The sequence below is a fragment of the Sphingomonas sp. MMS24-J45 genome (assembly GCF_044881195.1).
Taxonomy (GTDB): domain Bacteria; phylum Pseudomonadota; class Alphaproteobacteria; order Sphingomonadales; family Sphingomonadaceae; genus Sphingomonas.
Map to the genome: position 1 here is coordinate 1,079,145 of NZ_CP173255.1, position 13,107 is coordinate 1,092,251.

The 13,107-nt window shown below is 65.0% G+C and carries 15 protein-coding genes and 2 pseudogenes; 5 read left to right on the forward strand and 12 right to left on the reverse strand.

What is annotated here, in order from left to right:
- Positions 1-26: 26 nt before the first annotated feature.
- From AB5I39_RS05445 to AB5I39_RS05500, 12 genes and pseudogenes are all read right to left on the reverse strand, one after another.
- Positions 27-2,131: pseudogene (locus tag AB5I39_RS05445) on the reverse strand (biotin carboxylase N-terminal domain-containing protein).
- Complete coding sequence (locus AB5I39_RS05450) at positions 2,132-2,626, reverse strand: hypothetical protein (protein ID WP_404372170.1); 495 nt, start codon at positions 2,624-2,626, stop codon at positions 2,132-2,134. It lies immediately after the preceding pseudogene.
- On the reverse strand, positions 2,623-3,615 hold the full coding sequence (gene bioB, locus AB5I39_RS05455) for a biotin synthase BioB (RefSeq protein WP_404372172.1): 993 nt from the start codon (positions 3,613-3,615) through the stop codon (positions 2,623-2,625). Before bioB ends, AB5I39_RS05450 begins: the two co-directional genes overlap by 4 nt.
- Positions 3,612-3,965: a hypothetical protein gene (locus AB5I39_RS05460; RefSeq protein ID WP_404372175.1), complete on the reverse strand. Its 354-nt coding sequence runs from the start codon at positions 3,963-3,965 to the stop codon at positions 3,612-3,614. The genes bioB and AB5I39_RS05460 overlap by 4 nt, the downstream gene beginning before the upstream one ends.
- Positions 3,962-6,101, reverse strand: a pseudogene (gene scpA / locus AB5I39_RS05465) (methylmalonyl-CoA mutase). The gene AB5I39_RS05460 and the pseudogene scpA overlap by 4 nt, the downstream one beginning before the upstream one ends.
- A gap of 114 nt (positions 6,102-6,215) precedes the next feature.
- Positions 6,216-6,998, reverse strand: a complete 783-nt coding sequence (locus AB5I39_RS05470) for an enoyl-CoA hydratase-related protein (RefSeq protein ID WP_404372178.1) — start codon at positions 6,996-6,998, stop codon at positions 6,216-6,218.
- Positions 6,995-7,366: a type II toxin-antitoxin system RelE/ParE family toxin gene (locus tag AB5I39_RS05475; protein WP_404372181.1), complete on the reverse strand. Its 372-nt coding sequence runs from the start codon at positions 7,364-7,366 to the stop codon at positions 6,995-6,997. The genes AB5I39_RS05470 and AB5I39_RS05475 overlap by 4 nt, the downstream gene beginning before the upstream one ends.
- Positions 7,272-7,499, reverse strand: coding sequence for a hypothetical protein (locus AB5I39_RS05480; protein WP_404372183.1), 228 nt, complete (start codon positions 7,497-7,499; stop codon positions 7,272-7,274). Before AB5I39_RS05480 ends, AB5I39_RS05475 begins: the two co-directional genes overlap by 95 nt.
- Positions 7,500-7,532: 33 nt before the next feature.
- Positions 7,533-7,961 (reverse strand): methylmalonyl-CoA epimerase, encoded by a 429-nt coding sequence (gene mce, locus AB5I39_RS05485; RefSeq protein WP_404372186.1) that lies wholly within the window; start codon positions 7,959-7,961, stop codon positions 7,533-7,535.
- A gap of 3 nt (positions 7,962-7,964) precedes the next feature.
- Positions 7,965-8,492, reverse strand: coding sequence for a hypothetical protein (locus AB5I39_RS05490; RefSeq protein ID WP_404372188.1), 528 nt, complete (start codon positions 8,490-8,492; stop codon positions 7,965-7,967).
- Complete coding sequence (cobS, locus tag AB5I39_RS05495) at positions 8,489-9,520, reverse strand: cobaltochelatase subunit CobS (protein WP_404372191.1); 1,032 nt, start codon at positions 9,518-9,520, stop codon at positions 8,489-8,491. The genes AB5I39_RS05490 and cobS overlap by 4 nt, the downstream gene beginning before the upstream one ends.
- A 33-nt stretch (positions 9,521-9,553) precedes the next feature.
- A complete protein-coding gene (locus AB5I39_RS05500) occupies positions 9,554-10,252 on the reverse strand; it encodes a winged helix-turn-helix transcriptional regulator (RefSeq protein ID WP_404372193.1) in 699 nt (232 codons plus the stop codon).
- A 96-nt stretch (positions 10,253-10,348) separates the two neighbouring features.
- Here AB5I39_RS05500 and AB5I39_RS05505 point away from each other — a divergent pair, with 96 nt between their 5' ends.
- The 5 genes from AB5I39_RS05505 to AB5I39_RS05525 are packed head-to-tail and all read left to right on the forward strand — an operon-like array spanning position 10,349 to position 13,107.
- Positions 10,349-10,750 carry a VOC family protein gene (locus AB5I39_RS05505; RefSeq protein ID WP_404372195.1) on the forward strand — a complete coding sequence of 134 codons (402 nt, stop codon included), beginning with the start codon at positions 10,349-10,351 and terminating at the stop codon, positions 10,748-10,750.
- Between the two features lie 17 nt (positions 10,751-10,767).
- Positions 10,768-11,121, forward strand: a complete 354-nt coding sequence (locus AB5I39_RS05510; protein ID WP_404372198.1) for a DUF1428 domain-containing protein — start codon at positions 10,768-10,770, stop codon at positions 11,119-11,121.
- A gap of 1 nt (position 11,122) precedes the next feature.
- Entirely contained in the window at positions 11,123-11,947 is an 825-nt protein-coding gene (locus tag AB5I39_RS05515; protein ID WP_404372201.1) for a VOC family protein, read from the forward strand.
- 13 nt (positions 11,948-11,960) lie between these two features.
- A complete protein-coding gene (locus AB5I39_RS05520; protein ID WP_404372203.1) occupies positions 11,961-12,461 on the forward strand; it encodes a VOC family protein in 501 nt (166 codons plus the stop codon).
- Positions 12,454-13,107 carry a glutathione S-transferase family protein gene (locus tag AB5I39_RS05525; protein WP_404372206.1) on the forward strand — a complete coding sequence of 218 codons (654 nt, stop codon included), beginning with the start codon at positions 12,454-12,456 and terminating at the stop codon, positions 13,105-13,107. Before AB5I39_RS05520 ends, AB5I39_RS05525 begins: the two co-directional genes overlap by 8 nt.

The window sequence follows — 13,107 nt, forward strand, 5'->3', positions numbered from 1 at the left end:
TTGTCGTAAAATGTCGCGAGCTGCGACTATTCCATCTCCAGAATCACCGCATCGACCGCCAGACTGTCGCCGGGCGCGGCATTGACCGACTTCACAACCCCCGCTTTTTCGGCGCGCAGGATGTTTTCCATCTTCATCGCCTCGACCACGGCGAGCGGCTGGCCCGCCTCGACCTTGTCGCCCGCCGCCACGTCCAGCCGCATCAGCAGGCCCGGCATCGGGCACAGCAGGAAGCGCGAGAGATCGGGCGGCACCTTCTCGATCAGATGCTGTGCGTACGGCGCGACATGCGCGGGCAGCACGCGCGCGACATGGGTGGCACCCCGCGTCGTCAGCTTGAAACCGGTCCGCGTACGCGCGATGCGGACGGTGAGCGGCGCGTCGTCGAGCTCGGCCTCCACCACCCGGTCGCCGGGCGTATATTCGAGCGCGATATCGATATCGGCATCGTCGACCGTGATGCCGCGCGTCGAGATCGCGACGAGATGCTCCGCCCCGCCGATCTTGACCGACCATTCCGACGGCGGACGCAGCCGCTTGCCGAGCTGCCCGTCGGTCCGCCGCGCGCGATCCGCCTCGGCCGTCGCGGCAAAGGCGGCGATCGCGGCGAGCGCCTCGACCAGTTCGGGCGATGGCGGCGCACCGTGGAAGCCGTCAGGATATTCCTCGGCGATGAAACCGGTGGTGATGTTGCCGCTGCGGAAGCGCGGATGCTGCATCAGCGCGGACAGGAAATCGACATTGTTGCCCGGTCCCACGATCTCGAACCGGTCGAGCGCGTCGATCTGCGCATCGATCGCCTCTTCGCGCGTCGGTGCCCAGGTGATCAGCTTGGCGATCATCGGGTCATAGAACATGCTGACTTCGCCGCCCTCGCGGACGCCGTCGTCGACGCGGGTATAGGGTGCTGCTTCCCCCTCCCCTTCAGGGGAGGGGTCGGGGGAGGGGAAGTCGCAGGCGCCACGCTGTCGGACAGCCCCTCCCCTAACCCCTCCCCTGAAGGGGAGGGGGATTTGTAAGGCGTCTCGCTCGACTCCGGCGGATTATACCGCACCAACCGCCCGATGCTTGGCAGAAAGCCGCGATACGGGTCCTCGGCATAGACGCGATTCTCCACCGCCCAGCCGTTGAGCGTGACATCGTCCTGCGTGAAGCCAAGTGGTTCGCCTGCGGCCACGCGGATCATCAGTTCGACCAGATCGAGCCCGGTGATCGCCTCGGTCACCGGATGCTCGACCTGCAGCCGGGTGTTCATTTCGAGGAAATAAAACCCCTCGCCGGTGGTATCCGCGCCGGACACGATCAGTTCGACCGTTCCCGCCGAATAATAGCCCACAGCCCGCGCCAGCGCGACTGCTTGCTCGCCCATGGCCTTGCGCATTTTGGGCGTCACGAAGGGCGACGGCGCCTCCTCGACCACCTTCTGGTGCCGCCGCTGGATCGAGCATTCGCGCTCGCCCAGATAGACGATGTTGCCGTGCTGGTCGCCCATCACCTGGATTTCGATGTGGCGCGGACTTTCGATGAACTTCTCGATGAACACGCGGTCGTCGCCAAACGACGCGAGCCCCTCGCGCTTGGTCGCCTCGAAGCCCTCGCGGACGTCCTGTTCGCTATAGGCGAGGCGCATCCCCTTGCCGCCGCCGCCGGCCGAGGCCTTCATCATCACCGGATAGCCGATGTCGGTCGCGATCTTCACCGCCTCCTCGGTATCGGCAATTTCGCCCAGGAAGCCGGGCACGACGTTGACGCCGGCCTGCTTGGCCAGCTTCTTCGATTCGATCTTGTCGCCCATCGCTGCGATCGCGTTCGGCGGCGGGCCGACAAAGGCGATTCCGGCCTCGGCGCACGCCTTGGCGAAGCTCTCGCGCTCGGACAGGAAGCCGTAGCCGGGGTGGATGCAATCCGCCCCCGTGTCCTTCGCCGCCTTCAGGATCAGATCGGCGAGCAGATAGCTCTCGCTCGCCGGCGGCGGCCCCAACCGCACCGCCTCGTCCGCCATCAACACATGCGGGCTGCGCGCATCGGCATCCGAATACACCGCGACGGTGGCAATGCCCATCTTCTTGGCGGTGCGCATCACGCGACACGCGATTTCGCCACGATTGGCGACGAGGATTTTCTTGAACATCTAAAATTTGTTCCTGCTCTTGTCAAATTTTGGAACAGAAGTTCGCGAACACTTCATCGTCCAAACGAAATTATTATAACCGCCGAACCCAAATTCCATCTTCATTTCGTAAACCGCCGTACCAGCCTTCCGGTCGATCTCCAGATTGCACTCGGTAACTGTTCCATCGGACGACCGCTCGAACGAACTGGCGGTAACCATGCCCGGTGAGATGTAGGCCTTGGCCAATTCTTTTTCGTTTGATCCGCAGATGGGATCGAATTCTTGGCGAGGCTCAAGCGCGCGAAACACAGCTGAATTGGTTTCATCAATGACAAAAATCTGAGGTCCCGTCGGATTTTGCCGAGAGGCGCCGTTCTGAACTCTGCTGTTGGAGAATACAGCGTCACCCTCGCACACAATGGCAAATCGGGTCGCGTCGGCGTCGTAAGCAGCGGTGCACGGCGCTGAAATCGACACCACTAGGGCGGTGGCAACAGGCCAAAATACTTTCACGCCGCCGCCACCCGCATCGGCTCCACCCCCTTCATCGGCCGCAAGCCCAGCCGCTCGAACATCGCCGCATCGGCGCTGTCACCGCGATTGCCCGCCGTCAGCAACTTATCGCCAGTGAAGATCGAGTTCGCCCCCGCCATAAAGCACAAGGCCTGCGTCGCCTCGGACATGCTCTCCCGCCCTGCGCTCAGCCGCACCATGCTCATCGGCATCGTGATGCGCGCGACCGCCACCGTGCGGACGAATTCGATATCGTCGATCTTGGCGAGCGGCGTATCGGCCAGCATGTCGCCCAGCACCGTGCCCTTCACCGGCACCAAAGCATTGACCGGGACGCTCTCCGGATGGCGCGGCAAGGTGGCGAGCGCGTGGACGAAGCCAACGCGATCCTCGCGCGTCTCGCCCATCCCGACGATCCCGCCACAGCAAACGTTGATCCCCGCACTCCGGACATGCTCCAGCGTCTCGAGCCGGTCGGCGAAGGTCCGCGTCGTGATGACGCTGTCATAACGTTCGGGCGAGGTGTCGATGTTGTGGTTGTAATAATCGAGCCCAGCCTCGGCCAGCATCGCCGCCTGGGCAGGCGTCAACATGCCGAGCGTCATGCAGGTTTCCATCCCCATCTGCCGCACGCCCTTCACCATCTCGACGATGGCGGGCATGTCCTTGTCCTTGGGGTTGCGCCACGCCGCCCCCATGCAGAAGCGCTGCGACCCCGAATCCTTCGCCTGCGCCGCCATTTGCAGCACGGCGCGCGAGTCCATCAGCTTGGTCGCCTTGACGCCCGAGTCCGCCGACTTCGATTGCGAGCAATAGCCGCAATCCTCCGGGCAGCCGCCGGTCTTGATCGACAAGAGCGTGCACAGCTGCACTTCGCCCGGCGTGTGGTGCTGGCGGTGGACGCTCTGCGCTTCGAACATCAAATCGTCGAAGGGAAGATCGAACAACGCCGCAATCTCGTCACGAGTCCAGTCGGTACGAACGCTCATAAAATTGCCTTGATCCAGATAACGAGAAAACCACCGACGCCGGTGCCCAGAAACATCATGGCGAGCTGGCTGCTCGTCCACGCTCCGCGACCCACCGGCAGATCCCGTTGACGCGCGCGCAGAATCGCAGCGCTGCAACTGAGCGCACACAGGCCGGACAGCGCGAGCATCACCAGCATCATCGCGACGATCAGCGCCGGAATCTTCTGCCCCTGCGGCGATTGCGCCAGCGACACGATCCCGCCGATCCCGAACAGGGCGAGCGACAGCAAATGCTTCGAATAATCGTAGAGCAGGATCACTTTGTCCTGCTGCGGATCGGGTTCCGCCGACGCGCTTGGGCCGCTCACTCCGCGGCTTCCTCAACCGGCGGCATGTTGTGCCCGAGCAACCTGAGCACTTCACCGGCCGCCTCGACCAGATTGGTGCCGGGGCCGAAGATTCCCTGCACCCCCGCATCGCGGAGGAATTGATAATCCTGCGCCGGGATCACGCCGCCCGCGATCACCTTGATATCGCTGCGTCCGGCCTCGCGGAGATGGCCGATCAGTTCGGGGATCAGCGTCTTGTGTCCAGCCGCGAGCGACGACGCCCCGACCACGTCGACATCGCTTTCGATCGCGAGTTGCGCAGCCTCGGACGGTGTCTGGAACAGCGGCCCCGGCACGACCTGGAACCCGAGATCGCCGAACGCCGAGGACACCAGATTGGCGCCGCGATCGTGCCCGTCCTGCCCCATCTTGGCGACCAGCATCCGCGGTTTGCGACCGTTGCGCCGCTCCAGCGAGACGACGCCTTCCTTCAGCCCCTGCCACGCCGCGTCAAATTCGTGCGCCCCGCCGTAAATGCCCGACACCGGGGTCGGCGCAGTGCGGTAGCGGTCGAACACCACCTCCAAGGCGGCGCTGATCTCGCCCAGGGTGGCGCGTTGGCGGGCGCATTCGACCGCAAGCGCGAGGACGTTTTCTTTTCCCCGCGCGCCCGCTTGCAGAGCGCCTAGCGCCGCGAGGCATTTCGCCTCGTCGCGCCCCGCCTTGACCTTCGCGATCCGCGCAATCTGCGCCTCGCGGACCGCGACATTGTCCACATCGAGAATGTCGATCGCATCCTGTTCGGCAAGCTTGTATTTGTTGACGCCGACGATGACCTGCTCGCCCTTGTCGACGCGCGCGGCCTGCGCTGCTGCGGCCTCCTCGATCATCGCCTTGGGCCAGCCATTGGCGACCGCGGCCGCCATGCCGCCATCGGCCTCGACTCGTTCGATAATCTCCCACGCCTTTTCGACCAATTGCTCGGTCAGGCTCTCGATATAGTAGCTGCCGCCGAGCGGATCGACGACCTTGGTCATCCCCGTTTCTTCCTGCAGCACGATCTGCGTGTTGCGCGCGATGCGGGCGGAGAAATCGGTCGGCAGCGCGATCGCCTCGTCCAGCGCATTGGTGTGGAGGCTTTGCGTCCCCCAGCATCGCCGCCATCGCCTCGATCGTGGTGCGGATGACGTTGTTATACGGGTCCTGCTCGGTCAGCGACACGCCCGACGTCTGGCAATGCGTGCGCAGCATTTTGCTGCGCTCGTCCTTCGCGCCGAGATCGGTCATCACGCGGTGCCACAGTTTCCGCGCCGCGCGCAGCTTGGCGACTTCCATGAAGAAATTCATGCCGATCGCGAAGAAGAAGGACAGCCGCCCGGCAAAGGCATCGATGTCGAGCCCGCTCGCCATCGCCGCCTTCACATATTCGCGCCCATCGGCGATCGTGAAGGCGAGTTCCTGCAGCTGCGTCGCCCCGGCTTCCTGCATGTGATAGCCGGAAATCGAGATGCTGTTGAACTTCGGCATGTTGGCCGAGGTGTAGGCGATGATGTCCGAGATGATCCGCATGCTCGGCTCGGGCGGGTAGATGTACGTGTTGCGGACCATGAACTCCTTGAGGATGTCGTTCTGGATGGTCCCGTCGAGCAAGTGCTGCGGCACCCCCTGTTCTTCGCCCGCGACGATGAAGAAGGCGAGGATCGGGATCACCGCGCCGTTCATCGTCATGCTGACCGACATCTTGTCGAGCGGAATGCCGTCGAACAGGATCTTCATGTCGTCGATCGTGTCGATCGCCACGCCAGCCTTGCCGACATCGCCGGTCACGCGCGGATGGTCGCTGTCATAGCCGCGGTGCGTGGCGAGATCGAACGCGACCGACAGCCCCTTCTGCCCCGCCGCCAGGTTGCGCCGGTAGAAAGCGTTGGAGGCCTCGGCGGTCGAAAAGCCGGCATATTGGCGGATCGTCCACGGCCGCCCGGCATACATCGACGCACGCACCCCGCGCGTGAACGGCGCGAAGCCGGGCAGGCCCGGGTCGATCCCCTCGACATCCTCGGCGGTGTAGAGCGGCTTGACGTCGATCCCCTCGGGCGTCGGCCAGGTAAGATCGCGCCCCTTCACTTCCTTCGCGGCGAGCGCTTGCCAGTCTTCGAGGGTCGGTTTGTCGGTCATGCGCAGGCCTCTAGCACTCCCCTCCCGCCTGCGGGAGGGGCTGGGGGAGGGCATGTCAGGAAATGAGCGGCGTACATGCCCTCCCCTAACCCCTCCCGCAAGCAGGAGGGGAATTTAAGCTCCCCGGAACACCGCCTTGCGCTTCTGCAGGAAGGCGATGCCGCCCTCCATCGAATCCGCCGTGCCGCGTGCCGCGCGCTGGTTCTCCGCTTCCTGCAGCATCGCCGAGGCGTAATCGCTCTCATACGCCGTGCGGAGCTGCTGCCGGATCAGGCCCATCGCGACGGTCGGCCCGGCCGCCAGCCGCTCGGCCAGCGCGAACGCCTCGGCATCGAGTGCATCGTCCGCCACGACCTTATGGATCATCCCCCAATCGAGCGCCTTGGCGGCGGGCACTTTCTCGCCCAGCAGCATCATCTCGCTTGCCCGCGCACGACCGATCAGGCGCGGCAGCATCCAGCTGGCACCGCCATCGGGGACGAGGCCGATATTGACGAACGCCTGCAGGAAATACGCCGTCTCGCTCGCCACGCAGAAATCCGCCGCGAGCGCGAGGCTGCACCCGATTCCCGCCGCCGGCCCGCGCACCGCGCTCACCACCGGCACCGCGAGATCGGCGATCGCCGCCATCGTCGGGTTATAGCTCTCGGTCAGCGCCTTGAAGGTGCTGTTGCCGGGGTCATCGCTGCCCAGCGCCCCGCCGCCGACATCCGCGCCCGAACAAAAGGCGCGGCCCGCCCCGCCGAACAGCACCGCACGCGCGCCGCCGAGATTGGCGATGGCATGGGCGATTTCCTCGAACGCCTGCGGCGGCGCGGCATTCAGCCGCTCGGGCCGGTTGAGCGTCACCACCAGCACGTCGCCGCGCCGTTCGCTCTGGATCATTTCATAGGTCATGCTCTCTCCCTGTCTTCTCGCGCATGGTGGATGCGGACGATCCACAGCGCAGCGTCTTCGATGCGATAGGTGATGATGTATTGGATGTCAGGGATAGACAGCAACCGTACGCCGCCCACGTCACATACTCGCCCTTGAAAAGGTGCTGCAGCCAGGCGCCGCGCTCTTGCGACGATGCGGCGTTCGACGCGCTCGGCCCAGGAATCGCTGCGTTGCCGGTTGAACAGATCGATCCGATCGAGATCGTCGCATCGGGCGTCCAGTGCAGGCCCCTCAACGCGAGGCTCGACGCCGCGCCAGTTCAGCCAAAACCTGTTCGGCGGAAAATCCCTGCCCGCGCGCGATCGACGCGAGACCTGCGGCAACATCCGCCTGATAGCGCGGATCGGCCTGCAACCGCGCGATCGCCGCCGCTTCCTCGGGCGACCAGATCTGCTGGCCCTGCGCGTCCAGCGGACCGAGATCGTCGTCCGGGTGCAGATCGGGAACGGGCTTGTTCATGCGCGCGACGATATGCCCTTCGTCCGCCCCGCGCTAGTGCGCGGGCGTTTCCATCAGCTCGACCAGCACGCCGCCCATGTCTTTCGGGTGGACGAACACGATCGGGGTGCCATGCGCACCGATGCGCGGTTCGCCCAGCACCGTGGCACCCTTCGCCTTCAGGTCGGCGACCGCCACATGGATATCGGCTACCTCGAAACAGACGTGATGCTGCCCGCCCGCCGGATTCTTGCGCAGGAACCCCGCGATCGGCGAGCTCTCGTCATACGGCTCGATCAGCTCGATCTGCGTATTGGGCGTGTCGATGAAACACACTTTCACGCCCTGCGCCGGCAGATCGAACGGTGCGCCGATCACGGTCGCGCCGAGCAGATCGCGGTACATCGCGATCGATCGTTCAATCGAGGGGGTGGCCACGCCGACATGGTTGAGGCGGCCGAGGGTGGGCGTTGCACTGCTCATGCCTTACTCCGCGTCGGGATCGGGCGGCGTAGGCGCCTTCGGTGCCACAGGCGGCGGGGCCGAGCGCGGCGGGATCACGCCCAGTTCATACTCACACGCCTTCAAAACCTGGCGGATCGGCGCCTCGCCCGGTCCAGTGAAATTCGCCTCGACCACGGCATTGTCGGGGTCGATCACGCGGACATGAATCGTTTTCCCATGCGCGATCACCTGCGCGAGATTGGTGACGATCACATCCTGGCTGATAAAGGCGCCAGTGCCCGGAAATTGCCAGTTGGTGCCGAGCCAGCCGTCGTCATCCGCCTTGATCGAAACCGGCCGCGGCAGCGCGGCGGCGAAGCCGGGCTTGGGAATGAACTGAATCGAGACGATCTTCTCATCCGTCACGTCACACCGCACGACGAGGCGCGCCTTATTGTCGCTCGACCAGGCCGATGTCGTCGTCGCCTTGCTCTTCGCGCCCGCCGACGTCGTCACCGCCCACGGAACGGGCGGCGCGGCGACGGCCTGCAGGAGCAAGGCGAGGATCATGCAGTCGCCTTTGCCGCGCCGACGACGCTCTCGGGCAGATCCTTGCCGAACACGCGCTGATAATATTCGGCCACCAAAGCCCGCTCGGTCTCGTCGCACTTGTTGAGGAACGACAAGCGGAAAGCAAAACCGACATCGCCAAAGATCAGCGTGTTCTGCGCCCAGGTGATAACGGTACGCGGGCTCATCACGGTCGAGATGTCGCCATTGATGAAGCCACGCCGCGTCAGGTCGGCCACGCGCACCATGTTCTCGACCTGGCGCACGCCCTCTGGCTTGTCATACTCACCCGATTTGGCGAGCACGATCTGCGCCTCCACCTTGGCGGGCAGATAGTTGAGCGTGACGACGATGTTCCAGCGGTCCATCTGACCCTGGTTGATCTGCTGCGTGCCGTGATACAGGCCCGACGTATCGCCGAGGCCGACCGTGTTGGCGGTCGCGAACAGGCGGAAATAGGGGTTCGGGCGGATCACGCGATTCTGGTCGAGCAGCGTCAGCTTGCCCTCGGTCTCCAGCACGCGCTGGATCACGAACATCACGTCGGGGCGGCCCGCATCATATTCGTCGAACACCAACGCGGTCGGTGTCTGCAGCGCCCAGGGCAGGAGCCCCTCGCGGAATTCGGTGACCTGCTGCCCGTCCCGCAGCACGATCGCATCGCGGCCGACCAGATCGATGCGGCTGATATGCGCGTCGAGGTTGATGCGGATGCACGGCCAGTTGAGCCGTGCCGCGACCTGTTCGACGTGCGTCGATTTGCCGGTGCCGTGATAACCCTGCACCATCACGCGGCGGTTGTGCGCGAACCCAGCGCAGATCGCGAGCGTCGTGTCGGCGTCGAACACATAGGCCGGATCGAGATCGGGCACGCGTTCGTCGGCGACCGAGAAGGCCGGGACTTCCATGTCCGAATCGATCCCGAACAGGTCGCGGACCTTCCGCATCTGGTCGGGCGCGTCGAGGATCGTCGTCGCGCGCCCCTCACCATCAAAAGAGCCGGGCTGTGTGTTCGGAATGTTCGTCATGGCGACAGCCTTAGGCCAAGGTTGGGCGCGGACTCAAGAACCCAGCTTCGCCGGAAGCGGGAATAGCGTGACGAAGCGTTCGGCCAGCGCGCGGTCGCCCGAAATCCGTAACGTCCCCGCTGCCTCGGCATCGGCAATCGGCCGTCCGCCATAGACAACCGAGGCGAGCGTCGCCGGATCGGTCTCGAACGTCACCGCCGCTGCATCCGCCGGATCGCCACGCCGAATCGCAATCCCGCGCGCATTCACCACCGCGACGAACGTGTCTGCACCGAACCGGAATCCCACGGTCGCGCCAAAGTCGCCGCTGCGGCTACGGTCGATCATCGTGCGGAAGGACAGCATCGCCGAGGCCGCGCTGAACGGCAACGTCGGGTCGTGCAGCGGCGATTGCGCCGCCCAGCGCCCAAGTTCCTGGATCACGACCTCGGCCGAATACCCAAGCGCGGTCAGTTCATAGACCTGCACCGATGCGGGCGGCGGCAGCTTGCGCTTCTGCAGGATGCCGACCCGCTCCATTCCTTCCAGCCGCTGCGTCAGCACGTTTGCGCTGATCCCGGTCAGCCCGCCGCGCAATTCGCCGAAGCGGCGCGGTCCGAACATGAGTTCGCGCACGATCAGCAGCGACCAGCGCTCCCCCACCAATTCCATCGCCAGCGCCGTGCCGCACGCGTCATCATACCAGCGCTTGGCTTTTTTCTCACTTCGATCAGTCACTTTTTCTAACTTCATGGTTGCTTTTGATAACTTACCGACGCATCAAAGGCAAATAGCGAGTCGCTTCGGGAGAATGGCGCCGTGTCTAGGAGGATATTCATCAGTCTGCCGGTGGCAGATGTCGCAGCCGCGTCTGCCTTTTATGCGGCGATCGGCTGCACGCGCGACCCGGCCTTTTCCGGCGCGTCCGCCGCATCGATGGTCTGGTCGGATGCGATCACCTTCAATCTGATCAGCCATGACCTGTATCGCACTTTGTCGTCCAAGCAGCCGGGCGACACGCGTGCGATGGGCGGCCCGCTCTTCGCGCTCGCGCTCGACTCCCGTGACGCCGTCGACGCCTTCGCCGCCGCCGCGCTCGCAGCGGGAGGCCGCGAGGTGCACGGGGCGGAGGACGAAGGGTTCATGTATTCGCGCGGGGTCGAGGACCCCGACGGGCACGGATTCGGCCCGTTCTGGATGGACCCCGATGCACCGGGTGCCATGCCCGCCCCCGCTGAACCCGCGGCCTGACCGACAGGATACACGCCATGCCCTATATCGACGGCTTCGTGATCCCCGTTCCGTGCGACGCGAAGCAAGCATTTATCGACCATGCCCGCACGATCGACGCGATCTTCCTGGAACTCGGCGCGACGCGCGTGGTCGAGAGCTGGGGCGACGACGTACCGGCGGGACAGCATACCGATTTCCCCCGCGCCGTCGCCGCCACACCGGAAGAGACGGTTGCCTTCGCGTGGATCGAATGGCCCGACAAGGCGACGCGCGATGCTGCGATGAAAAAGCTGCGCGACGAGCCGCGCATGATGGACCCGCCCATGCCGTTCGACGGCAAACGCATGATCTTCGGCGGGTTCGAAACCGTCGTCCTGCTGGAGAAATAAGATGGCGAACTATCACGGCGACTTCATCTGGTACGAACTCATCACCCCCGATCCCGACGGTGCCCGCGCTTTCTATCAGGCCGTCGTCGGGTGGCAGATCGAAGCCGCGCCGAGCGGCCCGATCGATTATCGCATGATCGCATCCGACACCGGCCCCGTCGCCGGCATGATGCCGCTCACTCCGCAGATGCAGGAGGGCGGCGCGCGTCCCGGCTGGCTCGGCTATGTCCTGGTCGATGATGTCGATGCGATGGCGGGGTCGATTACCGATGGCGGCGGCGCGGTGCATATGGGCCCGTGGGATATACCGGGCGTCGGCCGCATGGCGCTGGTGGCCGATCCGCAGGGCGCGCCCTTCTACATCATGAAGCCGACACCACCGGCCGACCAACCCGACGCGACCAGCCTGTCTTTCTCTTACGACATGCCCCGCCCCGGCCATTGCGCGTGGAACGAACTGTCCTCCGCCGACCCCGCCGCCGCGCTCCATTTCTACGGACAGCGCTTCGGCTGGGTTAAGGATGGCGAAATGGATATGGGCCCGCTCGGGAAATACGAATTCCTGCGCCACGCCGGACGCGCGCCCGACGGATCGCCCCCCGGGCACGGGATGCTCGGCGCGGTGATGCCCAAGATGCCGGAAATGCCGGTGTCGGCCTGGACCTTTTATTTCCGCGTGCCCGACATCGATGTGGCCGTCGCCGCGATCACCGCAAACGGTGGCAGCATCGTCCAACCGCCAACCCCGATCCCCGGCGGCGATTTCTCGATGGTCGGGGTCGATCCGCAAGGCGCCACCTTCGCGCTCGTCGGCTCTAGAGCGTGAAGGACGCATCCCGATGACGAACAAGATCGCCGCCTTCCTGTGGTATGACGGCGCGGCGGAGGAAGCCGCGACCTTCTATGCCGCTACCTTCCCCGACAGTCGCGTCGATGCCGTCCACCGCGCGCCCGGTGATTTTCCTGCCGGGCAGCAGGGCCAGGTGCTCACCGTGGAATTCACCGTCTGCGGAATGCCCTTTGTCGCGATGAACGGCGGCCCTGGCCACCCGCACAGCGACGCAGTCTCGTTCCAGATCTATACCGACGATCAATCCGAGACCGATCGCCTGTGGAACGCTATCGTCGGAAACGGCGGCAGCGAGAATGCGTGCGGCTGGTGCAAGGACAAATGGGGCATATCGTGGCAGATCACCCCGCGCGGCTTGATGAAGGCATTCTCCCACCCGGACCGCGCCGCCGCCAAGCGCGGGTTCGAGGCGATGATGACCATGCGCAAGATCGACGTCGCCGCAATCGAGGCGGCGGTCGCGGGCCAATCGGCGGTGGCCGATGCTTGAGCTCTTCGCCCACCCCTTCTCGTCTTACTGTCAGAAGGCGCTGATCGCGCTGTACGCCAACGACACGCCGTTCACCTTCCGCATGCTCGGCCCCGATCATCTCGACACCGCGACCGAACTCGCGCGGCGCTGGCCGTTCGGCCAATTTCCGGTGCTGGCGGACGGCGCGCGGACCGTGCCCGAGGCGAGCATCATCATCGAATATCTCGATCGGCATCATCCCGGCGCACATCGCTTCGTGCCCGAAGGGGATGCGCTGGAAATCCGCTTGCTCGATCGCGTGTTCGACAACCGCGTGATGACGCCGGTGCAGAAGCTGGTCGGCAACGCGATGCGCCCCTTCGACAAGCGCGATCCGACCGGGGTCGAGGATGCGCGCAAGACGCTCGACACCGCTTATGCCTGGCTCGACGCGCAGCTTGCCGGGCGGACCTGGGCCGCAGGTGGCGACACGCCAACGCTCGCCGATTGCGCCGCTGCGCCGTCGCTTTTCTATGCCGATTGGGCGCACCCGATCCCCGACACCCATGCGACACTGAGAGCCTATCGCGCTAACCTGCTCGCCTGGGCGCCGTTCACGCGCTGCGTCGAGGAAGCCCGGCCGTACCGCCACTTCTTCCCGCTCGGCGCGCCCGACCGCGATTGA